Annotated in this window: 35 protein-coding genes; 24 read left to right on the forward strand and 11 right to left on the reverse strand. The window is 65.3% G+C overall.

Annotated features, from left to right (window positions below):
• Positions 1–6 precede the first annotated feature (6 nt).
• Together ACT17R_RS09145 and ACT17R_RS09150 are read left to right on the forward strand one after the other, a co-directional pair.
• The gene (locus ACT17R_RS09145) at positions 7–2,163 is read left to right on the forward strand and encodes a S9 family peptidase (protein WP_444809314.1); all 2,157 of its coding nucleotides are present in this window, start codon (positions 7–9) and stop codon (positions 2,161–2,163) included.
• Positions 2,164–2,171: 8 nt separating this feature from the next.
• Complete coding sequence (locus tag ACT17R_RS09150; RefSeq protein WP_062901261.1) at positions 2,172–2,609, forward strand: DUF4279 domain-containing protein; 438 nt, start codon at positions 2,172–2,174, stop codon at positions 2,607–2,609.
• Here the strand turns inward: ACT17R_RS09150 and ACT17R_RS09155 are convergent.
• From ACT17R_RS09155 to ACT17R_RS09180, 6 genes are all read right to left on the reverse strand, one after another.
• Positions 2,591–3,205 (reverse strand): HAD family hydrolase, encoded by a 615-nt coding sequence (locus ACT17R_RS09155; RefSeq protein WP_062901260.1) that lies wholly within the window; start codon positions 3,203–3,205, stop codon positions 2,591–2,593. The two genes, ACT17R_RS09150 and ACT17R_RS09155, sit on opposite strands and share 19 nt — an antisense overlap.
• A 94-nt stretch (positions 3,206–3,299) precedes the next feature.
• Positions 3,300–3,425: a type B 50S ribosomal protein L36 gene (ykgO, locus tag ACT17R_RS09160; RefSeq protein ID WP_003046794.1), complete on the reverse strand. Its 126-nt coding sequence runs from the start codon at positions 3,423–3,425 to the stop codon at positions 3,300–3,302.
• 184 nt (positions 3,426–3,609) lie between these two features.
• Positions 3,610–5,064: an RNA polymerase factor sigma-54 gene (rpoN, locus tag ACT17R_RS09165; protein WP_062901259.1), complete on the reverse strand. Its 1,455-nt coding sequence runs from the start codon at positions 5,062–5,064 to the stop codon at positions 3,610–3,612.
• A gap of 14 nt (positions 5,065–5,078) precedes the next feature.
• Positions 5,079–5,891: an LPS export ABC transporter ATP-binding protein gene (lptB, locus tag ACT17R_RS09170; RefSeq protein ID WP_062901258.1), complete on the reverse strand. Its 813-nt coding sequence runs from the start codon at positions 5,889–5,891 to the stop codon at positions 5,079–5,081.
• Positions 5,892–5,998: 107 nt separating this feature from the next.
• Entirely contained in the window at positions 5,999–7,393 is a 1,395-nt protein-coding gene (gene pgmG, locus ACT17R_RS09175) for a phosphoglucomutase/phosphomannomutase PgmG (protein ID WP_444809315.1), read from the reverse strand.
• Positions 7,394–7,418: 25 nt separating this feature from the next.
• Positions 7,419–8,228: a division plane positioning ATPase MipZ gene (locus tag ACT17R_RS09180; RefSeq protein ID WP_062901256.1), complete on the reverse strand. Its 810-nt coding sequence runs from the start codon at positions 8,226–8,228 to the stop codon at positions 7,419–7,421.
• Between the two features lie 84 nt (positions 8,229–8,312).
• Between ACT17R_RS09180 and panC the strand changes: the two genes are divergently transcribed.
• A complete protein-coding gene (gene panC, locus ACT17R_RS09185) occupies positions 8,313–9,152 on the forward strand; it encodes a pantoate--beta-alanine ligase (protein WP_062901255.1) in 840 nt (279 codons plus the stop codon).
• Positions 9,153–9,294: 142 nt separating this feature from the next.
• A complete protein-coding gene (locus ACT17R_RS09190) occupies positions 9,295–9,609 on the forward strand; it encodes a sel1 repeat family protein (RefSeq protein ID WP_062901254.1) in 315 nt (104 codons plus the stop codon).
• 4 nt (positions 9,610–9,613) lie between these two features.
• Here ACT17R_RS09190 and ACT17R_RS09195 read toward each other — a convergent pair whose 3' ends face one another.
• The 4 genes from ACT17R_RS09195 to ACT17R_RS09210 are packed head-to-tail and all read right to left on the reverse strand — an operon-like array spanning position 9,614 to position 12,174.
• Positions 9,614–10,762 (reverse strand): GNAT family N-acetyltransferase, encoded by a 1,149-nt coding sequence (locus ACT17R_RS09195; RefSeq protein WP_062901253.1) that lies wholly within the window; start codon positions 10,760–10,762, stop codon positions 9,614–9,616.
• A gap of 7 nt (positions 10,763–10,769) precedes the next feature.
• Complete coding sequence (locus ACT17R_RS09200; protein WP_003046743.1) at positions 10,770–11,234, reverse strand: RidA family protein; 465 nt, start codon at positions 11,232–11,234, stop codon at positions 10,770–10,772.
• A gap of 29 nt (positions 11,235–11,263) precedes the next feature.
• Complete coding sequence (locus tag ACT17R_RS09205; RefSeq protein ID WP_062901252.1) at positions 11,264–11,905, reverse strand: hypothetical protein; 642 nt, start codon at positions 11,903–11,905, stop codon at positions 11,264–11,266.
• A complete protein-coding gene (locus ACT17R_RS09210; protein WP_082819850.1) occupies positions 11,902–12,174 on the reverse strand; it encodes a DUF3572 family protein in 273 nt (90 codons plus the stop codon). The genes ACT17R_RS09205 and ACT17R_RS09210 overlap by 4 nt, the downstream gene beginning before the upstream one ends.
• A gap of 89 nt (positions 12,175–12,263) precedes the next feature.
• On the opposite strand from ACT17R_RS09210, the gene ACT17R_RS09215 reads away from it, so the two are divergent.
• Entirely contained in the window at positions 12,264–12,626 is a 363-nt protein-coding gene (locus ACT17R_RS09215) for a response regulator (protein ID WP_003046733.1), read from the forward strand.
• 30 nt (positions 12,627–12,656) lie between these two features.
• On the opposite strand, the gene ACT17R_RS09220 is transcribed toward ACT17R_RS09215, so the two are convergent.
• Positions 12,657–12,998 carry a hypothetical protein gene (locus tag ACT17R_RS09220; RefSeq protein WP_412072802.1) on the reverse strand — a complete coding sequence of 114 codons (342 nt, stop codon included), beginning with the start codon at positions 12,996–12,998 and terminating at the stop codon, positions 12,657–12,659.
• Between ACT17R_RS09220 and ACT17R_RS09225 the strand changes: the two genes are divergently transcribed.
• The 19 genes from ACT17R_RS09225 (at position 12,909) to ACT17R_RS09315 (ending at position 24,798) form a co-directional block, all read left to right on the forward strand.
• Positions 12,909–13,550, forward strand: coding sequence for a TetR/AcrR family transcriptional regulator (locus ACT17R_RS09225; RefSeq protein ID WP_062901250.1), 642 nt, complete (start codon positions 12,909–12,911; stop codon positions 13,548–13,550). The genes ACT17R_RS09220 and ACT17R_RS09225 overlap by 90 nt on opposite strands.
• 33 nt (positions 13,551–13,583) lie before the next feature.
• Positions 13,584–14,015 (forward strand): VOC family protein, encoded by a 432-nt coding sequence (locus tag ACT17R_RS09230; RefSeq protein ID WP_062901249.1) that lies wholly within the window; start codon positions 13,584–13,586, stop codon positions 14,013–14,015.
• A gap of 24 nt (positions 14,016–14,039) precedes the next feature.
• Complete coding sequence (locus tag ACT17R_RS09235; RefSeq protein ID WP_062901248.1) at positions 14,040–14,723, forward strand: glutathione S-transferase family protein; 684 nt, start codon at positions 14,040–14,042, stop codon at positions 14,721–14,723.
• Entirely contained in the window at positions 14,720–14,938 is a 219-nt protein-coding gene (locus ACT17R_RS09240) for a DUF4287 domain-containing protein (protein WP_062901247.1), read from the forward strand. The genes ACT17R_RS09235 and ACT17R_RS09240 overlap by 4 nt, the downstream gene beginning before the upstream one ends.
• Positions 14,939–14,942: 4 nt before the next feature.
• Positions 14,943–15,611 carry a glutathione S-transferase family protein gene (locus ACT17R_RS09245; RefSeq protein ID WP_062901246.1) on the forward strand — a complete coding sequence of 223 codons (669 nt, stop codon included), beginning with the start codon at positions 14,943–14,945 and terminating at the stop codon, positions 15,609–15,611.
• 35 nt (positions 15,612–15,646) lie between these two features.
• Positions 15,647–16,366: a DUF1428 domain-containing protein gene (locus tag ACT17R_RS09250; protein WP_444809316.1), complete on the forward strand. Its 720-nt coding sequence runs from the start codon at positions 15,647–15,649 to the stop codon at positions 16,364–16,366.
• 43 nt (positions 16,367–16,409) lie between these two features.
• On the forward strand, positions 16,410–17,210 hold the full coding sequence (locus ACT17R_RS09255; RefSeq protein WP_062903049.1) for a VOC family protein: 801 nt from the start codon (positions 16,410–16,412) through the stop codon (positions 17,208–17,210).
• Between the two features lie 23 nt (positions 17,211–17,233).
• Positions 17,234–17,647: a VOC family protein gene (locus ACT17R_RS09260; RefSeq protein ID WP_062901245.1), complete on the forward strand. Its 414-nt coding sequence runs from the start codon at positions 17,234–17,236 to the stop codon at positions 17,645–17,647.
• Positions 17,644–18,147 carry a VOC family protein gene (locus ACT17R_RS09265; protein ID WP_217372946.1) on the forward strand — a complete coding sequence of 168 codons (504 nt, stop codon included), beginning with the start codon at positions 17,644–17,646 and terminating at the stop codon, positions 18,145–18,147. Before ACT17R_RS09260 ends, ACT17R_RS09265 begins: the two co-directional genes overlap by 4 nt.
• Positions 18,134–18,589, forward strand: coding sequence for a hypothetical protein (locus tag ACT17R_RS09270; RefSeq protein WP_062901243.1), 456 nt, complete (start codon positions 18,134–18,136; stop codon positions 18,587–18,589). The genes ACT17R_RS09265 and ACT17R_RS09270 overlap by 14 nt, the downstream gene beginning before the upstream one ends.
• On the forward strand, positions 18,586–19,245 hold the full coding sequence (locus tag ACT17R_RS09275) for a glutathione S-transferase family protein (protein WP_186401372.1): 660 nt from the start codon (positions 18,586–18,588) through the stop codon (positions 19,243–19,245). Before ACT17R_RS09270 ends, ACT17R_RS09275 begins: the two co-directional genes overlap by 4 nt.
• A gap of 105 nt (positions 19,246–19,350) precedes the next feature.
• Positions 19,351–20,187, forward strand: coding sequence for an alpha/beta hydrolase (locus tag ACT17R_RS09280; protein WP_444809317.1), 837 nt, complete (start codon positions 19,351–19,353; stop codon positions 20,185–20,187).
• Positions 20,188–20,279: 92 nt separating this feature from the next.
• Positions 20,280–20,588 (forward strand): PGPGW domain-containing protein, encoded by a 309-nt coding sequence (locus tag ACT17R_RS09285; protein WP_051066415.1) that lies wholly within the window; start codon positions 20,280–20,282, stop codon positions 20,586–20,588.
• A 128-nt stretch (positions 20,589–20,716) separates the two neighbouring features.
• A complete protein-coding gene (gene rpmH, locus ACT17R_RS09290; RefSeq protein WP_003046693.1) occupies positions 20,717–20,851 on the forward strand; it encodes a 50S ribosomal protein L34 in 135 nt (44 codons plus the stop codon).
• A gap of 41 nt (positions 20,852–20,892) precedes the next feature.
• Positions 20,893–21,231 carry a ribonuclease P protein component gene (gene rnpA / locus ACT17R_RS09295; protein WP_062901240.1) on the forward strand — a complete coding sequence of 113 codons (339 nt, stop codon included), beginning with the start codon at positions 20,893–20,895 and terminating at the stop codon, positions 21,229–21,231.
• Between the two features lie 195 nt (positions 21,232–21,426).
• The gene (yidD, locus tag ACT17R_RS09300; RefSeq protein ID WP_003046687.1) at positions 21,427–21,639 is read left to right on the forward strand and encodes a membrane protein insertion efficiency factor YidD; all 213 of its coding nucleotides are present in this window, start codon (positions 21,427–21,429) and stop codon (positions 21,637–21,639) included.
• 42 nt (positions 21,640–21,681) lie between these two features.
• A complete protein-coding gene (gene yidC / locus ACT17R_RS09305) occupies positions 21,682–23,433 on the forward strand; it encodes a membrane protein insertase YidC (RefSeq protein WP_062901239.1) in 1,752 nt (583 codons plus the stop codon).
• On the forward strand, positions 23,430–24,080 hold the full coding sequence (gene yihA / locus ACT17R_RS09310) for a ribosome biogenesis GTP-binding protein YihA/YsxC (RefSeq protein ID WP_003046680.1): 651 nt from the start codon (positions 23,430–23,432) through the stop codon (positions 24,078–24,080). The genes yidC and yihA overlap by 4 nt, the downstream gene beginning before the upstream one ends.
• Before the next feature lie 46 nt (positions 24,081–24,126).
• Entirely contained in the window at positions 24,127–24,798 is a 672-nt protein-coding gene (locus ACT17R_RS09315) for a glutathione S-transferase family protein (protein WP_062901238.1), read from the forward strand.
• Positions 24,799–24,812 lie beyond the last annotated feature (14 nt).

The following is a 24,812-nucleotide window of genomic DNA, read 5'->3' on the forward strand; positions in this document are numbered from 1 at the left end:
TTCTTGATGCGCGCTATTTGGATGTTTCTGGCCGCAATTACCACCCCGCTTGTCGCGCCCGGCAGCGCGTTCGCCGAAGAGAAAGAGACGATATTGACCACCAGCCCCGCCGCCCCGGTCGCCGACAGGCGGCCGCACGAAGTCACGCTGCACGGCAAAACGCTGTCCGATCCCTATTTCTGGCTCCGCGACCAGAGCTATCCGGTGATCGATGACGCGGACATCCTCGATTATGTGAAGGCCGAAAACGCCTATTTCGATGCGGCGATGAAGCCGCACGCGAAGCTGGTCGAGACGTTGTTTCAGGAGATGAAGGGGCGCATCAAGGAAGCCGATTCGTCGGTGCCGCAGAAGGACGGCGACTGGCTCTATTGGGTCGAATTTGACGAGGGCGCCGAATATAAGAAATGGTATCGCAAGCCCGCGTCCGGCGCGGGCCAGACCCAGCTGATCCTCGACGAGGTCGCGATGGCGGAGGGCAAGGAATATTTCCGCCTCGCCGAACTGTCGATCAGCCCCGACGGCCGGCTGATGGCCTATTCCTTCGATGACAATGGCTCCGAACGCTTCGAGGCGCGCATCCGCAATCTCGAAACGGGCGAACAGCTGCCCGACGTTATCCCGGGCACGCTGTCCTCGCTCGTCTGGACGTCGGGGAACGACGCGATCCTCTATGGCCTCGCGAACGAGAATTGGCGCACCGACAATGTCCGGCTGCACAAGCTCGGGACGAGTGTTGCCGACGACAAGCTTCTCTACAAGGAACCCGACATCGGCTTCGGGGTGGGGATCGGCAAGACCGCCGCCGACAATTATATCGTGATCGCGACGGGCGATAACGAGACGAGCGAGGTCTATCTTCTTCCCGCCGATAACCCGGAAGCGCCGATGCAACTGGTGTCGGCGCGCCAGAAGGGCCGCGAGTACAGCGTCGATGAGCGCGACGGCACGCTCTACATCCACACCAATGACGAGCATCCCAACTTCCGCATCGCCACCGCGAGCGTGAAGGATCCGGGCAGGTGGACCACGCTGATCCCCGGATCGGACCATAGTTACATCACCGGCCTGTCGATATTCCGCGACTATTTCGTCATCGAAGCGCGCGAGGACGGGCTCGATCAGGTCGATATCCGCCGCTATGACGCGCCGCTGATCCCCGGCCGGATCAAATTTCCCGAGGCGACCTATGTGGCGGGCCTCGGCGACAATCCCGAATATCATCAGGACAAGCTCCGGCTCGATTATGAATCGATGGTCACGCCCGACACGGTCTACGATTATGATCTGGCGACAGGAACGCTCGAAACGCTGAAGGTGCAGGAAATCCCGTCGGGTTACTATGCAACGCAATATGTAACCGAATGGGTTAATCTTCCGAGCCGCGACGGCAAGACGATGATCCCCGCCTCGCTCGTCTACAAGAAGGGCACCAAGCTCGACGGCAGCGCGCCGATGCATCTCTATGCTTATGGCTCGTACGGCTATCGCGTCCCGCCGGGCTTTTCGACCACGCGGCTCAGCCTCGTCGATCGCGGCATGATCTATGCGATCGCGCATGTCCGCGGCGGCGACGATCTGGGCCGCGGCTGGTATCTCGCGGGCAAGACGACCGAGCGCAAAAACACCTTCAACGATTTCATCGATGTCGCGAGGGGGCTGATCGCGAAAAACTACACCAGCGCCGGCAAGATTTCGGTCGAGGGCCGCTCGGCGGGCGGGCAGGTGATGGGCGTGATCTATAACGAGGCGCCCGAGCTGTGGGGCGCGGTCCTTGCGGGCGTGCCCTTCGTCGACGTGATCAACACGATGGTCGACGAAACGCTGCCGCTGACCCCGGGCGAATGGCCCGAATGGGGCAATCCGGTCACCGACAAGGCCGCGTTTGATTATATGCTGTCGTACAGCCCCTACGACAATGTAACTGCGAAGGCCTATCCGCCGATGCTGGTGTCGGCCGGCCTCAACGACCCGCGCGTGACCTATTGGGAGCCCGCCAAATGGGTCGCCAAGCTCCGCGCGACGCGCTTGGGCGACGCGACGCTGCTGCTGCGCACCAACATGGGCGCGGGCCATGGCGGCAAATCGGGCCGTTGGGGCGCGCTCCACGAAGATGCCGAGGAATATGCCTTCGTGCTGACGCAGCTGGGGGTGGAGAAATAGGGGGGAAGATGGTCGAGCTTAATGAAACCGCAGTCTCGCTAGGTTTCTTTGGCGACGATCTCGATCCGGCCGACATTTCCAACCGGCTTGGAGCAACGCCAACCTTCAGCGTTGCGAAAGGTGCCAAGTGGAAGACGCCCCGGGGCAGTGAGCGCATCGCTCGCACCGGATCTTGGAGGCTGCAGGTACCGAGATCGATTCCCGGTGACTTGCCGGGCCAGGTAGAGGCCATTTTCGCACCGCTGACCCGCGATACGGCCATTTGGCAGGAACTTGCTGCACGCTTTGCTGGGCGCCTCTTCTGCGGCCTCTTCCTTGAAGAGAGAAACGAAAGTTTGCGGATATGTTCCCAGACGTTGGCCGAAATAGCAGATCGCGGCTTGTATCTGGATCTTGATATCTACGCGCCCGAGGGCAGCAAAACCCATCAGGTGGCTGACAAATAGCCCCGCGCCACCAACTCGCGCTCCAGCGTCGCCGCATCGACGAACCGGTGCCCCGCGATGCCGACCGCCTTGGCGCCCGCGATATTGTGCGCGACGTCGTCAATGAAGAGGGCGCCAGCGGGATTGATGCCGAATCGCTCGATCGCAAGGGCGTAGATCTCGGGGTCGGGTTTCATCAGCTTCTCGGTACCCGAGACGATGATATCGCGGAAGCGGTCGAACACCGGCTGGGTCGGGCGGAAGCCTTCCCAGAATTCATGTCCGAAATTGGTGATCGCAAACAGCGGCACCCCCGCCTCGTCAAGCCGCTCGACCAGTTCGAGGCTGCCGGGCATCGGCCCCGGAATCGTCTCGTTGAAGCGCGTCGCATAGGCGTCGATCAGGGGCGCATGCGCCGGATATTCAGCCTTCAGCTCGGGCAGCATGTCGGCGAGCGGCCGGCCCGCATCGTGCTGGAAATGCCACTGCGGCGTGACGACGTGGGTCACAAACCATTCGAGCTCGCCCGCATCGTCGATCAGCTTCGCGAACAGGTAGCGCAAGTCCCAGTCGAACAGGACGCGGCCGACATCGAAAATGACGCTCTGGTGAATCATGGCTGCTCCGGACACGCGAAAGCGCCGCCGGAAGCATCCGACGGCGTTACGCTTACTCGCAAATGCGCGGGGACACGCGGTCCCGGCAAGGCGTTTAGCCCTGGCGCGCCTTGAAGCGGCGGTTGGTCTTGTTGATCACATAGGTGCGGCCACGGCGGCGGATAACGCGGTTATCCCGGTGGCGGTCCTTCAGCGACTTCAGGCTGTTGCGAATCTTCATTGGTCTGTTCCGTAAATCTTGGCGTTGTTACGCGAAGCGGCGCAACTATGGGGAAGCGGGTGAAAAGTCAACCGCCTCCGCCCTTAATTTCGTCATCCCGGACTTGATCCGGAATCCGCTATTCCGGCGCTGTGGGAATGGACCCCGGATCAAGTCCCGGGCGACGAAGAGGGGGCGTAAAATTTCACCCCGCCAGCGCCTTCTGCCGCCGCCGTTGCACCGACGAGCCATAGCCCATCGCCTCGCGATATTTGACCACGGTGCGCCGCGCGATGTCGTGGCCTTCTGCCGACAGCTTCTGTGCGATCGTCTCGTCGGACAGGATCGCCTTGGGGTCTTCGGCCTCGATCATCGCCCTGATCCGGCTCTTGACCGCTTCGGCCGACACCGCGCCGTCGCCCTCGGTCGCCGAAATCCCCGACGAGAAGAAATATTTGAGTTCGAACAGGCCGCGCGCGCAGGAGAGATATTTGTTGCTGGTAACGCGGCTGACGGTCGATTCGTGCATCCCGATTGCCTCGGCGACCTGGCGCAGCGTCAGCGGGCGCATATGCGCGACGCCGTGGAGGAAAAAGCCCTCTTGCTGCTTCACAATCTCGCTCGCGACCTTGACGATCGTGCGTTGACGCTGGTCGAGGGCGCGCACCAGCCAGTTGGCCCCCGCGAGCTGCTCGGATAGCCACGCCTTGCTCTTGGCCGCGGCGTCCTTTGCCAGTTCGGTATAATAGCGGCGATTGACGAGCAGCCGCGGAAGCGTGCCGCTGTTTACCTCGACCGCCCATCCCTTTGCGGTCTGGCGGACATAAAGGTCGGGCACGACCGCCTGCGTCGCGGTGCCGCCGAAGCGCAGACCGGGCTTCGGGTCATAGGCGCGCAATTCGCGGATCATGTCGGCCAGATCCTCGTCATCGACGCCGCAGATGCGCTTGAGCTGGGGGAAGGCGCCCTTCGCCACCAGGTCGAGATGCGCGATCATCGTCGCCATGGCGGGATCGTAGCGGTCGGCCTCGCGCGCCTGGATCGCGATGCATTCGGCAAGGTCGCGCCCGCCGACACCCGAAGGGTCGAAGCTCTGGACGCCCGCAAGCACCGCCTCGACCAGCGCGAGCGGCACGCCGAGCCGCTGCGCCAGCTCGCCGAGATCGGCGCGCAGATAGCCCGCCTCGTCGATCAGCGCGACGATCTGTTCGGCGACCATCGCCTCGATGCCTGAAAAACGTTCACCGACCTGGGCGAGCAGATGGTCGTAAAGCGTGCCGTCGTCGCCCGCGAAGCTGTCGAAATCGATGCCCTCACTATCGCCCGACAGCCCCACCGAATCGCTCGCGCTGTCGTGGTGGAATCGTTCCTCGGCAAAATCGACGTCGAGATCGTCGGCGGTACCCGCTTCGGACGACAGCGCCAGGTCGGTGTCGGCGGGGGGGCCGTCGGACGGCGGCGCTTCGTCGCCGCCTTCGTCATCGCCCGGTTCGCGGTCACCCGGCGTCGCATCGAGCAGCGGATTGCCTTCGAGCGCCTCAGCCAGATAGGCTTCGAGTTCGAGGTTCGACAGCGCGAGCAGCTTGATCGCCTGCTGCAGCTGCGGCGTCATCACCAGCGATTGCGACTGGCGTAAATCGAGGCGTGGACCCAACGCCATCGGCAACTACCGCATCAAAGCGAAAAGCCCTCGCCAAGATACAGGCGGCGGACCTCTGGGTCGGCCACCAGCTCGGCGGGCGATCCGGCAAGCAGCACCTTGCCGTCGTAGATGATGCAGGCGCGGTCGACGAGGTCCAGCGTCTCGCGCACATTATGGTCGGTGATCAGCACGCCGATGCCGCGCGTCTTTAGGTCGGCGACAAGGTCGCGGATATCGCTGATCGAAATGGGGTCGATGCCGGCGAAGGGTTCGTCGAGCAGCATGATCGACGGGTTGGCCGCGAGCGCGCGCGCGATTTCGGCGCGTCGTCGCTCGCCGCCCGACAGCGCCATCGCCGCCGCGCTGCGCAGCCGGGTCAGGCCGAATTCGTCGAGCAGCTCGTCGAGCCGCTGCTGGCGCGCGATCTTGTCGGGCTCGGCGAGTTCGAGCACCGCGGCGATATTCTGTTCGACCGTCATGCCGCGAAAGATCGAGGTTTCCTGCGGCAGATAGCCAAGGCCCAGGATCGCGCGGCGATACATGGGAAGCGCGGTGATGTCGGCGCCGTCAAGCATGATGCGTCCAGCGTCGGGTTTGACCAGCCCCATGATCGAATAGAAGCAGGTCGTCTTGCCCGCGCCATTGGGACCGAGCAGGCCGACGACTTCGCCTTTGGCGACCGACAGCGACACGTCCGACAGGACGGTGCGCTTGTCATAGCTTTTGGCGATCGAAATAACCGCCAGCCCGTTGCCCGCCGCGGCGTCCTGCTGGACGTGCGCGGTATGCTCGGCGACGCCGTGATTGGTGTCGGAAAGCGTGCCGGCGGTGGACTGGTCGGTCATAGGATCTTCGGTTCCGTTCTGGGTTCCTGTCTCTGCCCCCTTGCGCGCGTTACCCCAGCGACGCAGCGAAGGTCAATCTGGCAAGATTTTTGCAGGCAGATGAGCGGTCAATGCGCCGCCTGCGGCCCGCGTACGACTCCCGACGCCGCAAGCTGACCGTCGATCGCGGCCATCAGCCTCGCGAGCGCCGCTTCGTCCTTCGCCTCGGCGCGGGCGACGAGAACGTCCTGCGTGTTCGATGCGCGCAGCAGCCACCAGCCATCGTCGGTCAGCACGCGCGCGCCGTCGGTGCGGTCGACCGTTGCGCCCGCCGCGGTCAGCCGCGCCAGAACCTCGTCCACAATGGCGAATTTGCGCACCTCGTCGACCTGGAAGCGCAGTTCGGGGGTGTTGACCATCGCGGGCATTTCGCCGCGCAATTGCGTCACGCTCTTGCCGAGCTTCGTCGCCGCCTCGATCAGCCGGACCGCCGCGTAGGGCGCGTCGTCATAGCCGTAATAATGGTCGGCGAAGAAGATATGCCCGCTCATCTCGCCCGCCAGCGGGCTGCCGGTTTCCTTCATCTTCGCCTTGATCAGGCTGTGTCCGGTCTTCCACATCAGCGGCTTGCCGCCGAGTTCGGCGACCCGGTCGAACAGCGCCTGACTGGCCTTCACATCAGCGATCACCGTCGCCCCCGGCCGTTCCTTCAGCACTGCGACGGCATAGATCTGCAGCAGCTGGTCGCCCCAGATCACCCGGCCTTCGCCGTCGATCGCGCCAATGCGGTCGCCATCTCCGTCGAATGCGACGCCGAAGTCGAGCTTCTTCGCCGCGACGAGCGCCTTCAGGTCGGCAAGGTTCTTTTCCTCGGTGGGATCGGGATGGTGATTCGGAAAATGGCCATCGATATCGGTGTAGAGGAGATGATGTTCGCCGGGCAGGCGCGCGGTGAGCTTTTCGATCACCGTGCCTGCGGCGCCGTTGCCCGCATCCCAGCCGATGCGGAAGGCGCCGCCGGCAAAACCTTCGACCAGCCGGTCGACATAGGCATCGACGATGTCGATGCTCTGCGCCGTGCCTTCTCCCCCCGGGTTGACAGCTTCCCAGTCGCCTTCCGCGGCCATTTCGCCGATCCGCTGGATATCGGCGCCGAAGAAGGGGCGGCCCTGAAACACCATCTTGAAGCCATTATAGTCGGGGGGGTTGTGGCTGCCGGTTATCTGTATACCGCCGTCCACATCTTGGGTTGATGCGGCATAATAGAGCATCGGCGTCGGCCCCAGCCCGACATTGAGCGCGCCGATGCCCGCAGCGTTGATCCCGGCGATCAGCGCGTCGGCGAGCATCGGCGACGACAGCCGTCCGTCATAGCCGACCGCCACCCGCTTGCCGCCGGCACGTGCGATCAGCGTCGCGAAGCTGCGCCCGATGGCATGGGCGTCCGCATCGGACAGCGTGTCGCCGACCACCCCGCGAATGTCATATTCGCGCAGCATCGTCGGGTGGAATCGATGGGTCATGGATGCCTCTCGGGAGGATGGAGGGTCAGGCGACGGCGAACAGGTCGCCGTCGGGGTGGAGCCGTTCGCGCTGCGGCAGGTTCAATCCCGCCATCGCCTCGCGCAATTCCTGCCGCGCGACGACATGGCCGATCCCCATGCCGCCGAGATGCGCCTTGTCGAGCAGGGTGAGGCCGGCCGGGAACAGCTCGCGATAGATCACGCGCTCGCCCAGGCCAGGAATGACGCGAAAGCCGACGCGCCGCGACAATTGGTTCAGCGCTTCGCCGACTCGGCGCATATTGTGCGCGTCGACGTGCTGCAGACGGTTGCGCAGGATGATCCAGTCGATCGTCCGCCCGTCGCTTTTCGCCCGCGCCTTGCGCGTGTCCCAGATCAGTTCGGAGTAGAAGCTGGGTCGGGTGACCTGAAAACTCTCGGGGTCGACCTGACCGATCAGGTCGAAATCGATGAAGCTGTCGTTGATCGGGGTGACGAGCGTATCGGCGGTGGTCGCAAGGTGGCGGGCGAACACATCGTCGCGGCCGGGCGTGTCGGCGACGAAATAATCGACCCCGTCGGCCAGCCGCGCGACCTGTTCGTCGAGTTGCTCGACTGTCGAGCCTTCGAACACCTCGAACTGTGGCATCGGCAGGTCGATCCCGCGGCGCTTGGCGGTGTTGGTGCGGTTTTCGAGATAGCGGTGGAAGGTGCGCTGGCGCGGGTCGAGGTCGATCCCCGCGACGCGCCAGCCCTGGCTCGCCAGCGCGACCGCGAAATGCACCGCGCAGGTCGATTTGCCCGTGCCGCCCTTTTCATTGGCGAAGATGATCCGGTGCGGGGGGGCTTTCGTCATGACCGTTGCGATTTTCCTGTTGGCGCGGCATGGCGGCCGCATGAAGGGCGTATTGGCGCCGCCAATATCGGAGGCAGGGCAAGCGTGCAAATCATCCGTGACATCGCCACGCTCCACCGCGCGGTTGCGGCGCTGAAGCAGGGCGGCAAGAGCGTCGCGCTGGTGCCGACGATGGGCGCGCTGCACGCCGGGCATCTGTCGCTCGTCCGCATGGGTCGCCGCGTGGCCGACCATGTCGTGGTGTCGATCTTCGTCAACCCGACCCAGTTCGGCCCGAACGAGGATTATGCCGCCTATCCGCGCGACGAGGCGCGCGACGCCGCGCTGCTGGTCGAGGAAGGCGTGGCGCTGCTATGGGCGCCCGATGTCGCGACCATGTATCCGGGCGGCCATGCCACGCATATCGAGGTGGCCGAACTCGGCGCCGACTATTGCGGCGCGGCGCGGCCGGGGCATTTCGACGGCGTCGCGACCGTCGTCGCCAAATTGTTCAACCAGGTGCGCCCCGACGTCGCCATCTTCGGCGAAAAGGATTGGCAGCAGCTGGCGATAATCCGCCGCATGGCGCGCGACCTCGATTTCGCGCTCGACATATTCGGCGCGCCGATCGCACGCGATGGCGACGGGCTCGCGCTGTCGTCGCGCAACGCTTATCTGTCGCCCGAACAGCGCGCCGCCGCGGCGGCTTTTCCGGATGCACTCAAGGCCGCGGTGGCGGCAATCGCGGGCGGCGCTGATGTTGCGAAGGCGCTGGCCGATGCCGAGGCGGCAATCGTCGCGGGCGGGTTCGACAGCGTCGATTATGTCGCGCTCGCCGATGCCGAAAGCCTCGAAAGATTGACGATATTCCGCGCGCCGGCACGGCTTCTGGCGGCGGCGCGGATGGGAAAAACGCGCCTGATCGACAATTATGCGGTCGATTGATCAAACGAAAAATTGGCGGATTTCTGTCATTTGCTCCGCCTATGGCCAAAAAAATCACCGCGCCATTAACGCTTTGTTGACCATAAGTCGCAAGGTTTGACCCCGAAGTCTCCATGTGGGGTGGAGGCGACAGGGGGTTATCATGGCTAACAGTCTGAAGTCTGCCCAGTATCTGATCGAAAGCCGGCTGCTCGATGCGGCGCGCGGCGATGCCAATGCCTATTTCGACCTTGGCGTGGCCTTCTCGACCGGCACCGGCGGTGTCGATGTCGATCTGATCCAGGCGCATAAATGGTTTAATCTTGCGGCGCTCGGCGGCAATATCGAAGGCCAGCAGTGCCGCGCCGACGTTTCGGCCGAAATGAGCCGCGACGAGATCGCCGAGGCACAGCGCCAGGCGCGCGCATGGCTCGACGAAACCGCCCGCCGCCCGGCGGCGCGTCGTTACGCCGCCTGATTCCTCAGCCGCTCCGCCGGAACGGCATCTGTCCTTCCAGCCATTGCATTTCGCTTTCCTCGGCCGCCCGTTCGCGTTCCAGAAAGTCCGCGACCGCGCGGCGGAAGCCCGGATCGGCGATGAAATGCGCCGACCAGGTCGCAACGGGGGCATAGCCGCGGGCCAGCTTGTGTCCGCCCTGTGCGCCGGCCTCGACCCGCGCGAGACCGCGCGCGATCGCAAGGTCGATGGCGCGGTAATAGCATAGCTCGAAATGCAGATAGGGAATGTCGATCAGGCATCCCCAATAGCGGCCATAAAGCGTGTCGGCGCCGATCAGGTGCATCGCGCCCGCGACCGGCCGCCCGTCCTGCCACGCGATGCTCAGCAACACCTTGTCGGCCATGCGCGCACCGATCATGTCGAACGCCGCGCGGGTCAGATAGGGATGCCCCCATTTGCGCGCGCCGGTGTCCTGATAAAAGGCCCACATCGCGTCCCAATGTTCGGGGCGGATCGCGTCGCCGCTGACATCCTCGATTCGCAGACCCTGTACCGCGCGCGCGCGTTCCTTGCGAAGCTGCTTGCGCTTTGCCGAGGTCAGCGTGGCGAGGAAATCGTCGAAATCGCGATAGCCGCGATTGGCGAAATGGAACTGGATGTCGCGGCGCAGCAGCCAGCCCGCCGCCTCGAACAGCGGCATCTGGTCGGGCGCAACGAAGGTCGCATGCGCCGACGACAGGTCGTTCTGCCGGACCACCGCCTCGGCCGCGCGCAGCAGCAGCGTCGCATCGTCGGCCTCGGCCGCGAGCAGTCGCGGTCCGGGCACGGGGGTGAAGGGCACCGCGATCTGAAGCTTGGGATAATAAGCGCCCCCGGCGCGCTCCCACGCGTCGGCCCATATATGGTCGAAGACATATTCGCCCTGGCTGTGCGTCTTCAGATAGGCGGGCGCCGCGGCGACGAGTCGGCCCGCACCGTCCTCGACCAGCAAGGGCGCGGGCTGCCATCCGGTCCCCGGCCCAACGCTTCCCGATTCTTCGAGCAGCGCCAGAAAGGCATGACCGACGAAGGGATTGCCGCCGCCCGCCAGCGCGTCCCACGCCGCCGCATCGATCGCGGCGACGCCGGTGCCGAGCGACAGGGTGCGGGTGGGCGGGTCAGCCTCGGCCACGATGGGCTTACGCGGGCTTCACCGCGACGATCGCATCGACTTCGACCGCCGCGCCGAGCGGCAGCACCGACACGCCGACGGCGCTGCGCGCGTGGCGGCCGGCTTCGCCGAACAGCGATTCCATCAGCTCGGACGCGCCGTTCGCGACCTTGGGCTGCTGCGTGAAGGCGGGGTCGCTGTTCACGAACACGCCCAGCTTGACGATCTTTTCGACCCGCGACCAGTCGCCGTCCAGCGCCTTGCCGATCTGGGCGACGAGCATCAGCGCGCAGCGCCGCGCGGCGTCATAGCCGCTTGCCTCGTCGGTGTCGGCGCCCAGCCGCCCGGTCACGACCTGCCCGTCGCGGAAGGGAAGCTGGCCGCTGATATGCAGCAGCCCGCCCGCCTCGACGACGGGGACATAGGCGGCAACCGGCGCGGCGGGTTTGGGAAGCTCGAGGCCGAGGTCGGCGAGCTTGGCGGCAATATCCATGGTGATTCCTTCTGTCTCGATTGGGGGGATTATACGGCTTCCGGCGCCGGGGCCGGAGCCTTTTCGGCAAGCCGCGCCAATATCCAGTCCTGCGCCGCCGCCCAGTCGTCGATACGGGCATGGGCATGGCGCGCGGCGGGTATCTTGTCCGCGATCGCGGGCTCACCGACCATGTGCAGGCGCCACACGTCGGGCGCCTCGATCGCGACCGAATGATGATGGTTCGCGAGATCGTCGATAAATACCGCGACCGGCGGCCGGCGCTCCTCGATCAGCGCGCGCACCGGCTCGCCCTTGCCGCCGCGGCTGCCGATCACCGGTGCGTCGAGGCCAAGGGCCGCAAGCTGCGCCATGCGCGCCGCCTGATGGTCAGGGCCGACATTGGTCAGCACGACGATGTCGGCATGGCGCGCGATTTCGGCCATCGCGGAAAGCGCGCCGGGAATCGGATATTGGCGCGGCATTTCGGTGCGGAAAAAGCCGTCGAGCAGCGGCCAGACCTCGGCCGCTTCCAGCGGCGTGCCGCATTCCTTGCGCTTCAGCGCGCCGGCGAAACTCGTATCTTCCATGCGAAAGATCACGCCATGTTCCTCGTCGACCCACTGCGCGAACGGGACGACCATGTGCATCAGCACCTCGTCGCAATCGGTGATGACGAGCGGGCGGGTCATGGCATTGGTCCTTCCAGTCCTTCGAGGCGGCGCGCGGCAGCGGCCAAGGCTCCGGCGTCTATATCGAGTGCTTCGGCGCAGGCGACAAGGTCGGGTTCGTGCGCGGCAAGAAAGCCGAGGATCGCCGCCAGCGTTGCGCGATCGCCCAGCGCGGCGCGCAGTCCCTCGGGCGACAGGCCGGTCATTCCAAGCAGCCGTTCGGCCCGCGGCTCGTCGGTCAGGATCCAGCCGAGCGCGTGCAGCGCCAGCGCCGCGTCGCCGTCATTCACGCCGAAAATCCTTCCCTGCGAAGCAATTGTGTCGCGCCGCCGATTCGCCTAAACCGGCCGCGGACGCAAGCGGGGAAAGCTTCAACATCATGGGAAAGACCGTTCTGGTCGTCGAGGATAATGAGCTGAACCTGCGCCTGTTCTGCGACCTACTCAACGCCCATGGCTATAGCGCGCACCCGGTGCGCGACGGCCGCGATGCGCTCGCCAAGGCGCGCGAAATAGCGCCCGACCTCATCATCATGGACATCCAGTTGCCCCACGTCAGCGGGCTCGAATTGATCGGCCAGATGAAGGCCGACCTGACGCTGCGCGCGGTACCGATCATGGCCGTCACAGCCTATGCCGGGAAGGGCGACGAGGAACAGATTCGCGCCGCGGGTGCCGAGGCCTATGTCTCGAAACCGATTTCGGTCATCAAATTCATCGAAAGTGTCGGCGCTTTCGCCTGATCCTGGTGTCGTGGCACCTGCCAAGGTAGCTCAGCGATTCGGCGGTATGAACCCGGCCGATCGAGTCGGGCCCGCAAGATCGGCGATCGTTCGCTCGAGGCATAGCATGCGGGTGTAGCCGCGCGCTGACAGCCGCATCGCCTCTGTCGCATGCGCCAGCACCGGCCGCCCCGGTTCGCCTGGTGTCGCGACTGCTTCCAGCAGCTCACCCTCGATCGCGGCATTGGTGCCTCGTTCCCGTGCCTCTTTACAGCATACCAACCAGTTGGTATGTAGACGTTCATGACCGCGACTCACTCTTCGTCCGACCCGGCTGCGGCCCCTCGCGCACCGCGTGGCAGCGCGCGCGACAGGCTGATCGCCGCCGCGCATCAGGAGGTGCGGCGTCAGGGCTATGCCGCGACCACGGTCGACCAGATCTGCGCCGCCGCCGGCGTGACCAAGGGCGCCTTCTTCCATCATTTCGAATCGAAGGAGGCATTGGCGGTCGCCGCGGCCGAAGCCTGGACCGAACGGGCACGGCCGATGTTCGACATGCTGCCGCATACGAAACTGGACGATCCGCTCGACCGGCTGCTCGGCCATATCGATTTTCGCTTTTCGCTGCTGCACGGCCCGGTCGACGGCTTCACCTGCTTCGTCGGGACGATGGTGCAGGATGCCTATGCCACCAGCGAGCCGATCCGGCTGGCGTGCGAGGCGAGCATCGCCGCCTATTGCGAGGCGCTTGCCCCCGACATCGAAGCCGCGATGCAGGCCTATGGCGCACCCGCGGGGATGAGCGCGCTCGATCTCGCGCGGCATATCCAGTCGGTGCTGCAGGGCGGCTTCGTTCTGGCCAAAACCACCAACGACCCGGCGATTGCCCGGGAAAGTGTCGCGCATCTGACGCGTTATGTCCGCATGCTGTTCGGGCGGACCTGACGAAAAATCCCCCCAGGAAGAGGAGTGCCGCCCATGTCCAAGATGATTTTCGTCAACCTGCCGGTTCGCGACCTCGCGAAATCCATGGCCTTCTATGAAGCGCTCGGCTTCACCAACGAACCGCGCTTCACCGACGAGACTGCGGCGGCGATGGTCTGGTCCGACAGCATTTTCGTGATGCTGCTGACGCACGAAAAGTGGAAAAGCTTCACCGATCGTCCGATCCCGCCGACGAGCGCCAGCGAGGTGTCCCTCGCGCTCGCGATGGAGGACCGCGAGGCGGTCGACGCGATGATAGCCGCCGCCGCGGCGCACGGCGGCACCGCCGACATCAACCCGGTGCAGGATCATGGCTTCATGTACGGCCGAGACCTCCTCGACCCCGACGGCCATGTCTGGGGGCCGTTCTGGATGGACCCCGCCGTCGCGAACGGCGAGGCGGCTGTCCAAGCCGCCGGCGCCTAGGCCGCGCGCGCGAGGAGAGAAGCGATGCCCGTCGATCCCGAAGCGCCGATTATCCTCTCGGTCTTTGAAGCTTCGCCAGACCGCGGGCGCGGTCTGGCGCGCGACATGCCCGTGAGATGGGCACTCGAAGAGGCGGGGCTCGCCTATCGCGTCCGTCCGCTGCCTTTCGCCGCCATGAAGCAGCCGGATCATGTCGCGCGTCAGCCATTCGGTCAGATTCCCGCCTATGAGGAGGACGGCCTCGTCCTGTTCGAATCGGGTGCGATCGTGCTGCATATCGCTACGCGGCATGCCGGCCTGCTGCCCGACGACACCCATGTCCGTGCGCGGGCCATCAGCTGGATGTTCGCGGCGTTGAGCACGGTCGAGCCGCCGATCGTCAACTATGCAATGGCGTCCTTGGTGGAACGCGACAGCGACTGGTACGAACGGCGGCTGCCGATGCTCGTCGATGCGGTCGACGCGCGGCTCGCCGCGCTCGCGATGCGGATAGGCGATGCCGAATGGCTCGAGGGAAATTTCACCGCTGGCGATCTCATGATGATCGCCGTGCTCCGCCGGCTCAAGGCGTCCGGGTTGCTCGATGGGCACCCCCGGCTCGCCGCCTATGTCGCGCGCGGCGAGGCGCGACCAGCCTTTCGGCGCGCCTTCGATGCGCAGTGGGCTCTATTCGCCGATCGGTCCGAAACAGAAGGAGTCTCGTCATGAGCTTTCAGGCCTATCTCGACAATGTCGAGGCCAGGACCGGCAAGTCGGCCGAGGCGCTGCGCGCGCTCGCCATCGAACGCGGCCTTGCCGACGCAGGCGGGCTTGCTGCGGGCGTCAAGGCCGGCGCGGTGGTCGACTGGTTGAAGCAGGATTTCGGGCTCGGCCATGGGCACGCCATGTCGATCGTCGCGTTCATCAAGGGCAAGAGGGAGTAGGGCAATGGGCGTCAAATCCGATGCGGCGATCGAAATCACCGCTTTCGACTGGGTACCCGATTTCGCGCGCGGCTTCGTCCGCGACCTGCGTCCGCGCTGGGCGTGCGAGGAAATGGGCGTCGATTATGCCGAGCGGCTGATCAGCGCGGTCAACCGGCCCGCGGATCATTTTCTCGACCAGCCGTGGGGGCAGGTGCCGGTGCTGCGCGACGGCGATGTCCGCCTGTTCGAAAGCGGCGCAATCCTGCTACATCTCGCCGAAAAGGACGCCGCGCTGCTGCCGCGCGACGCGCAAGGGCGCGCGACGGTGACGAGTTGGCTCTTCGCCGCCTACAACAGCGTCGAACCGCTGATGTTCGAACTGTCGAACATAGAGATTTTCGCGGCGGGCGAGGAATGGGCACGGCTGCGCCGTCCCGGCCTGCTCGAATTCATTCGCACCCGGCTCGGCAAGCTTGCCGAGGCGCTGGGCGACCGGCCGTATCTCGCGGGCGACTTCAGCGTCGCCGATATCGCGATGGCGACGGTGCTGCGCGAAGGCATAGAAGCGGGCGTCGTTGCCGAACATCCTCGGCTCGAAACCTATCTCGCGCGCTGCCTCGATCGCCCCGCCTTCGGCCGTGCGCTCGCGTCGCAGCTCGCAGCCTTCACCGAGGAGCCGAGCGCCGCATGACCTGATCCCCCTGGAAAGAAAAATGGAGAGAGACGATGACCTATGTCGAAGGCTTTGTGCTGGCGGTGCCTGCCAATGCGAAGGACGCCTATCGCGACCATGCCGCCGATGCGGTGGCGCTGTTCAAGGAATTCGGCGTCCGCCGCCATGTCGAATGCTGGGGCGCTGACGTCCCCGTCGGCAAGGTCAACGACTTCCGCACCGCGGTGCAGGCAAAGGAAGGCGAGGAGATCGTCTTTTCCTGGTTCGAATATCCCGACCGCGCGGCGCGCGACGCCGCGACCGAAAAGATGATGAGCGATCCGCGCATGCAGGCGATGGGCGCGGCGATGCCCTTCGACGGCCAGCGCATGATCGTCGCGGGCTTCGCCTCGATCGTCGAGGAGGGGCTGGGCGGCCCGATGGGGTATACCGACGGCTTTCTGGTCGCGGTTCCGACCGCCAATCGCGACGCCTATCGCGCGCTCGCCGAAAAGGCCGCGGTCGTCTTGCTCGACCATGGCGCGACGCGCGTCCTCGAATGCTGGGGCGACGATGTGCCCGACGGCAAGGTCACCGACTATCGCCGCGCGGTCCACGCCGGAGCGGACGAAAATATCGTGTTCAGCTGGATCGAATGGCCCGACAGGGAAACGCGCGTCGCGGGTTGGGACAAGATCATGGCCGACGATCGCATGCGGCACGACCCGGCCGACCAGTGTTTCGACGGCAAGCGCATGATCTACGGCGGCTTCGCGCCGATTCTCGACGCCTGACCTCAGCGCCTTTCCTTCCCCAGATGTGAAACGGAGAATGATGATGACGAACCCCAAGGGCAGCTTCATCTGGTACGAACTGATGACCGGCGATCCCGACGGCGCGGCGCGCTTCTATGGCGCCGTCGTCGGCTGGACGATTGCGGGCGCCGCCGATCCCGCGGCGCCCGGCGGGGTCGATTATCGCATGATCGGGCGCAGCGACGGCGGCAATGCCGGCGGCATGCTGGCGCTCAATGCCGATATGCTCGCGGGCGGTGCCCGCCCCGGCTGGCTCGGCTATCTCTACACGCCCGACGTCGATGCGGCGGTCGCCGCGATCGTCGCCGACGGCGGCGCGGTCCATATGCCCGCGACCGATCTTCCGGTCGGCCGCATCGCGATGGTCAGCGATCCGCAGGGCGCGCCTTTCTATGTCATGAACCCCGCTCCGCCGCCGGGCATGGAGGGCATGACGAGCGACGTCTTTTCGGTGACGGAAGCGCAGCATGTCCGCTGGAACGAGCTGTCGACCGACGACCCCGACGCCGCGATCGCCTTCTACCGCCGCCACTTCGGCTGGGGGCAGGAGGGCGCGATGGATATGGGCGCGATGGGCAGCTACCGCTTCCTGCAACTCGGCGACATCGGCATCGGCGCGGTCATGCCGCGCATGCCGCAGATGCCGGTATCCGCCTGGACCTATTATATCGGCGTCGACGACATCGACCGCGCGCTGACCGCCGTTGCCGCCGAGGGCGGGCAGCTGCTCAGTGGGCCGCATGAAATCCCCGGCGGCGAATTTTCCGCAACCGGGCTCGACCCGCAGGGCGCCGCCTTCGGCCTCGTCGGCCCGCGCCGCTGAACCCTAAAGAAGGGAGAGAGACGATGGAGAATCAAGGACCGACCGGCGGACTGACCCCGCATATCGCGATCGCCGACAAGCGCGCGAGCGAGGCGATCGAATTTTACAAACAGGCGTTCGGCGCCGTCGAACAGGTGCGCATGCCGGCCGAGGACGGCGTGCGGCTGATGCACGCGCATCTGCTGCTTAACGGATCGTCGCTGATGATGCACGACGATTTCCCCGAATATTCGGGCGAGGCGATGGCCGCGCCGTCGGGCGTGACGCTGCACCTGCAGGTCGACGATGCCGACCGCTGGTACGACCGCGCGATCGCGGCGGGCGCGACGTCGGTGATGGCGCCCGACAACATGTTCTGGGGCGACCGTTACGCGCAGGTGAAGGATCCCTTCGGCCACCTCTGGTCGATCGGCCATCCGCTGAAGGGAGACGAATGATGGGCAAGCCCCCCGTGACGCTGTGCCTCTGGTACGACAAGGACGCCGAGGAAGCGGCGCAATTTTACGCCGCGACCTTTCCCGACAGCTCGGTCGGACCGGTTCACCGCGCCCCCGGCGATTTTCCCGGCGGCAAGCAGGGCGATGCGCTGACGGTCGAGTTCACCGTTCTGGGCATCCCGTGCGTCGGGCTGAACGGCGGCCCGATCTTTCCGCACAGCGAGGCCTTTTCCTTTCAGGTGTCGACCGAAACGCAGGAAGAAACCGACCGCTATTGGAACGCGATCGTTGGCAATGGTGGCGCTGAAAGCGCGTGCGGATGGTGCAAGGACAAATGGGGCCTCAACTGGCAGATCACCCCGCGCGTTCTGATCGAAGCGACGACGAGCAGCGACAAGGGCGTGGCCAAACGCGCCTTTGATGCGATGATGACGATGAAAAAGATCGACATCGCGGCGATCGAGGCGGCGGTGCGGGGCGACGCCGTTGGCGCGGCGTAACCCCTTCCTCTTCGCCTGGGCGCTCTGCGGCACGCTCGACATCCTCTATGCTGCGGCGTGGAGCGTGCTGGCGGGCAGCGATCCCGGGCGGATGCTGCGCGGCGTCGCCAAGGGCCCCTTTGGCGACGGTGCTGCCGACTGGGGCGCGGCGGGGGCGCTCGCCGGGCTCGTCACCCATTACGCGATCATGGCGGCGATGGTCGGCGTCTGGTTCGCCGCGGCGGCGCGAATCCCCGCGCTGCGCAGGCTGTGGTGGCTCAGCGGCACACTTTACGGTGTCATCCTCTATCTGGTGATGAACGCTATCGTGCTGCCACTGCGTTTCGGAGCCCCGTTTCCGCCTGCCGATCTCGCCCGGGGCGCGATCGCATTGTTTCCGCATATCGCCTTCATCGGCCTGCCGCTCGCTTGGCTGTCGATGGAGCAGGAGAATGACCGATGATCCTATATGGCCACCCCTTTTCCTCCTATACGTGGAAGGCGCAGATCGCCTTTTACGAAAAGGAGGTCGCGCACGAATTTCGGGCGATCGAAACCGCGCCGCCCTTCACCAATTATGACGAACTGCGGGCGCATTGGCCGGTCGGGCAGTTTCCGCTGATCGTCGATGACGGGCGCCCGCTGTTCGAGGCGAGCATCATCGCCGAATATCTCGATCAGCGCTCCGACGCCGGCCCGCGGCTGATTCCCGCCGATCCTCGGGCGGCGCTCGAGGTGCGCTTCCTCGACCGGATATTCGACAATCATTTCCAGGCGCGCTTTCAGGCCGCGGTCGCCGAATATCTGCCCTTCATCACCGAAACGCCCGATCTGGCCCGCGTCGCCCGCGCGCGCGATCAGCTCGAACAGGTCTATGGCTGGCTCGAGGCGCGGCTCGGCGATGGCGACTGGGCGACGCCCTACGGCTTCACGCTGGCCGATTGCGCCGCGGCGCCAGCGCTCTTCTATGCCGACTGGGTGCATCCGATCGATCCCGCCCACGCCAAATTGCGCGCTTACCGCGCGCGCCTGCTCGCGCGGCCGTCGGTGGCGCGCTGCGTCGAGGACGCGCGGCCCTATCGAAGCTATTTCCCCCTCGGCGCTCCCGACCGCGACTGAGCCTCCGCGTTCCGAACTGACTGGGGGCGTCCCGATATGCGGTTAACGCCGCGCTGACGGTGCTGCTTTGCCATTTGGGAACGGCGCGCGCGCGAAGGCGGGTCGATGGTTTCGCCTGTCGCCCCCGCCGCGCTCGCCCGGACGCTTCTCGTCGCGTTGTTCGCGGCGCTGCTCGCCTTCGCGCCGCAGGCGCGGGCGCAGCAACTCGTGACGGTCACGACCACGGTGACGACCACCGTGACATGGATCGATGACAACGCGTCCGACGCCGGGAATGCGGGCGCCCAATTCGCCGACGATGCGGACGAATTCGCGGCTGACGACGACACCGCCGCCCTGCTCGGCGATACTGCGGTTGCCGGCGAGGCCGATCTGGGCGCGACGCGGCGTTATGCGCCCGGCGCCGGGCTGGCGACGCGCGGCCCGACGCAGGCGCGCTTTGGCCCCTTTGCGGTCGTCGACGGTACGACGGTGCGAATGAGCGGCGATGTCGACGGTGCGACACCGCGCCAGTTCGCTGCGATGCTCGCGGCCTTTCCCGGGGTGAGGCGGCTCGAGATGATCGACTGCCCCGGCAGCCTCGATGAAGAGGCCAATCTGATTCTCGCCCGCGCAATTCGCCGGGCGGGTCTGGAAACCGTCGTCCCGAGCGGCGGTTCGGTGCGGTCGGGTGCGGTCGAGCTCTGGCTCGCCGGTTCCACCCGCCGCGCCGCTCCCGACGCCGAATTCGGTGTCCACAGCTGGGCTGACGAATATGGACGCGAGGCAAAGGACTATCCCGCGAGCGATCCGGTTCACGCTGAATATATCGGCCTCTACCGCGAAATGGGCATGGACGACGCCCATGCGCGCGCCTTCTATGCGCTGACCAACGCCACCCCCTTCGATCAGGTGCGCTATCTGACCCGCGACGACATGGCGCGCTTCGTCCCGCTGAACTGAACGCCGATCAATTTAAATCGTTGCCACCGCCTTCGCGGGAACGACGTGTTTTAGTCTTGTAACCCACCCGCCCGCTCCCCACATCGCCCGGCATGGCAAAGCGCGGCTTATACCAGCGATTGCGATCGAACGCGCAGGTGCGCAGCGCGCTCTTCTGTCTCGGTGGGCTGCTGATGATCGTCGCGGTGCTTATCGGCCCGCTGCCCGGCCCCGGCTTCATCATCCTGTTTCCGGTCGGACTGATGCTTGTCTTGCAGAACAGCGCGTGGGCGAAACGCCGCTATGTCCGCTTCAAGCGGCGCCATCCGCGCTATGGCGCCTGGACCGACCGTGTCATGCGCCGGGTCAGCGCCGCGCGCCGCCGCGCCCGCGCCGCGCTTGAGGCGCTCGATGCGGATTGATCGCGATCGGGCATCGAGGGCGATTGACTTTCGCCCGACTCTCGCTTATCCGCGCCTCGATCAGCGGCCGCCCTCGCTTGGCGGCCCTTTTTCGTTGCACCGATTGAAGAGAATTTGGGGATACCGCGATGAAGCGCACCTATCAACCGAGCCGCCTCGTGCGCAAGCGCCGTCACGGCTTCCGCGCCCGCAAGGCGACCGTCGGCGGCCGCAAGGTTCTCGCCGCCCGCCGCGCGCGCGGCCGCAAGAAGCTGTCGGCCTAATCGCCGACGCTTCGCCGCCAGCCCAAAAGGAGCTGGGGCTGGTGCGATCGCTTTCCAAACGCAGCGAATTTCTGGCCGCCAACCGCGGCCTTCGCTTTCCCATGCCCGGCTTTGTCCTGCTCGTGCGTCCGCGCGGCGACGGCGACGATGCGCCGGGCATAGGCTTTACCGTCAGCAAGAAGGTTGGCAACGCCGTCACCCGCAACCGGATGAAGCGCCGTTTCCGCGCGCTCGCCCGCGCGGCGATCCCCGCGCGGGGAATCGCCGGCGCCGACCATGTGATGATCGGGCGGCCGGGCGGCAACGACATCGCTTTTGCCGAGCTGGGTGAGCATCTCGATTCGGCGCTGCAGCGCGCGGCAAGGAAGCTGGCGAAATGACCGGCTGTCCTACATTGTTGCGATGGCATAGCGTCCAGACATGATCCCGCCCGCGCCACACCGCAAACCGCGAATCGCGAATGAAGTTGCGCAGTTTTCTGCGGATATGCGCGCCGGGCCCCTTCCCGACGCGGGTCATGGCGCGGCAGTTGGTGCAATCGCGTGTGAAGTTGCTCAGTTTTCTGGGTGTTTCCAATGATTGCCCGCTTGCTCATCTTGATCGCCCGTGCCTGGCAATTAGGCCCGTCGCGCATCCTGCCGCCGACGTGCCGCTATGCGCCGTCGTGCAGCGAATATGCGATCATCGCGCTGAAACGCCATGGTGCGATCAAGGGTGGCTGGCTGGCGACAAAGCGGCTATTGCGCTGCCATCCTTGGGGCGGCCACGGCTACGACCCCGTACCTTGATGCGGCATTTCCCCACATTGACCAGAAGAGAGACCGAAGAGCGTGGACGACAAGCGTAACCTGATCGCGGCAATTTTACTGTCGGTGGCGATCCTGCTCGGCTGGAATTTCGTTTCGGAGAAATTCTTTCCCACCCCGGCAAAGCCCGACGTGACCAAGACCGTCGCTGGCGCGCCCGGTGCGACCCCCGCGGCGCCACAAGGCCAGCCCGCCAGCGCGCCCCCATCCGGCACGCCCGCGGGCGCGGCGCCGGTCGCCAAGACGACGATTCTGCCGGTCGAGGCGGCGCTTGCCACGGGCAATCGGGTGCCGATCGAAACCCCGTCGCTCGCGGGGTCGATCAACCTTGTGGGCGCACGCATCGACGACATCACGTTGACCAAATATCGCCAGACGATCGAAAAGAATGCGCCGCCGGTGCGTCTGTTCGCGCCGGGCAACAGCAAGGCCGCCTATTTTGCGAGCGTCGGCTGGTCGGCGCAGGGGATCGAGGTCCCGGGGCCGACGACGCTGTGGGCCGCCAGCGGCACGAAGCTGACCCCGGCGACCCCGGTGACGCTCAGCTGGTCGAATTCGACCGGCCAGACTTTCCGCGTCGAGTATAGCATCGACGACAAGTATCTGATCACCGCGAAGCAGACGATCGCGAACGCGGGCAGCGCGCCGGTCGCGGCAAGCAGCTTCGCGCTGATCGACCGCCTCGGCAAGCCGACCGACCCGCACGAAAAGGACAGCTGGACGATCCACGTTGGCCCGACCGGCTATTTGGACGGCAAGTCAGTGTTCGATGTCGATTACAAGAATCTCGATGAAAGCGGCGCCTTCAAATATAATTCGGCGGCGTGGCTTGGCTTCACCGACAAATATTGGCTCGCCGCGGTGATCCCGGCGAAGGGCGAGCGCGTCACCGCGTCGATCACCGCTCCGGCGGCGGACAATTATCAGACGCTGTTCGCGCGCGACTTCAAACAGGTGGCGCCGGGAACGCAGGTGTCGACGACCAGCCGTATCTTCGCCGGCGCGAAGGAAGTCAGCATCCTGTCGCATTATCAGGACCAGCAGGGCATCACGCGCCTGTCGAACGCGATCGACTGGGGCTGGTTCGAATTTTTCGAAGTGCCGATCTTCAAGCTGCTCGACTGGCTGTTCCGCCAGATCGGCAATTTCGGCGTCGCGATCATGCTGCTCACCGTCATCATTCGCGGTCTGATGTTCCCGATCGCGCAGCGTCAGTTCCATTCGATGGCGCAGATGCGCCTCGTCCAGCCGAAGATGAAGGCGCTGCAGGAACGCCACAAGGACGACAAGCCGAAGATGCAGCAGGAGCTGATGAAGCTCTACAAGGACGAAAAGATCAATCCGCTCGCGGGCTGTCTGCCGATCGTCATCCAGATTCCGATCTTTTATGCGCTCTACAAGGTGCTCATGCTGACGATCGAAATGCGGCACCAGCCCTTCGCATTGTGGATTCGCGACCTGTCGGCGCCCGATCCGCTGCACTTCCTGAACCTCTTCGGCCTGCTGCCCTTCACGCCGCCGTCGCTGCTCGCGCTCGGGCCGCTCGCGCTGCTCCTGGGCATCACCATGTTCCTGCAGTTCCGCCTCAATCCGCAGGCAACCGATCCGGTGCAGCAACAGGTGTTCAAGATCATGCCGTGGATGTTCATGTTCATCATGGCGCCCTTCGCGGCGGGCCTGCTGCTTTACTGGATCACCAACAACTGCCTGTCGATCGCGCAGCAGCAGTGGATGTATCGCAAATTCCCGCAACTCCGGGCGGCGCCGGTAAAGTGAGCGAGATCGATCCGGCGGCCGAAGATCGCGGCGAACGCGCCCGCAAGCTGTTTGCGGGTCCGATCGCCTTTCTGAAATCGGCGCCCGCACTCCAGCATCTGCCTGCGCCGAGCGTCCCGGAGATTGCCTTTGCCGGCCGCTCGAACGTCGGCAAATCGTCGCTGCTCAACGCGCTGACCAATCGCAACGGGCTTGCACGCACCTCGGTCACGCCCGGGCGCACGCAGGAACTCAACTATTTCGACGTCGGCAATCCGCTGGTGTTCCGCCTTGTCGACATGCCGGGCTACGGTTTTGCGAAGGCGCCCAAGGACGTCGTCAAGAAGTGGCGTTTTCTGGTCAACGACTATCTGCGTGGGCGCCAGGTGCTCAAGCGGACGCTGGTGCTGATCGACAGCCGGCACGGCTTCAAGGATGTCGACCGCGAGGTGCTCGAAATGCTCGACACCGCTGCGGTCAGCTACCGTGTCGTGCTGACCAAGGCCGACAAGATCAAGGCGAGCGAACTCGCCGCGGTCCACGCCGCCACCGAGGCCGAGGCCCGCAAACATCCCGCCGCGCACCCCGAGGTGATCGTGACGAGCAGCGAAAAGGGCATGGGCATCGCCGAGCTGCGCACCGCGGTGCTGGAGGCGGTGGAGAGTTGACGAAATGTTTCCCCTCCCGCAAGCGGGAGGGGAATATGGAGACCGCATGAAACTCTTCATCGGGAACAAGGCCTATTCGAGTTGGAGCCTGCGCGGCTGGCTCGCCGCCCGGCACAGCGGTCTGCCGTTCGAGGAAGTCACCGTTCCGCTCTATGACGAGGACTGGAATCGCCGCCGCGAGGGCGATGAATTCGCGCCGTCGGGCGGCAAGGTGCCGATCCTGTGGGACGGTAATGATATCGTCGTCTGGGACAGTCTGGCGATCATCGACTATCTCAACGAAAAAACGGACGGCGCCCGCGGCTATTGGCCCGCCGACATGGCGGCGCGCGCAATGGCGCGGTCGATGGCGGCCGAAATGCATGCCAGCTTCTCGGCGCTGCGCCGCCACCACAGCATGAACATCCGCCGCATCTACCCCGCCGCGGAGCTGTTGCCCGAGGTGCAGGCCGACGTCGTCCGCATCCTCCAGATCTGGGCCGAGGCGCGCGCGCGGTTCGGGGGTGAGGGCGATTATCTGTTCGGCGACTGGTCGGCCGCCGACATGATGTTCGCGCCGGTCGTGACGCGCTTCATCACCTATTCGATCCCTTTGCCGCGCTTTGCCCTGCCTTATTGCCAGGCGGTCGTCAGCCATCCGCATATGCAGGAATGGATCGGCGGCGCGCAGGCCGAAGACTGGGTCATCGAACAGTTCGAAGGCGCGCAGCAGGACTGACGCACCGACACAGC

This window comes from Sphingopyxis sp. Q841, assembly GCF_052384365.1.
GTDB classification, from domain to species: Bacteria; Pseudomonadota; Alphaproteobacteria; order Sphingomonadales; family Sphingomonadaceae; genus Sphingopyxis; species Sphingopyxis terrae_A.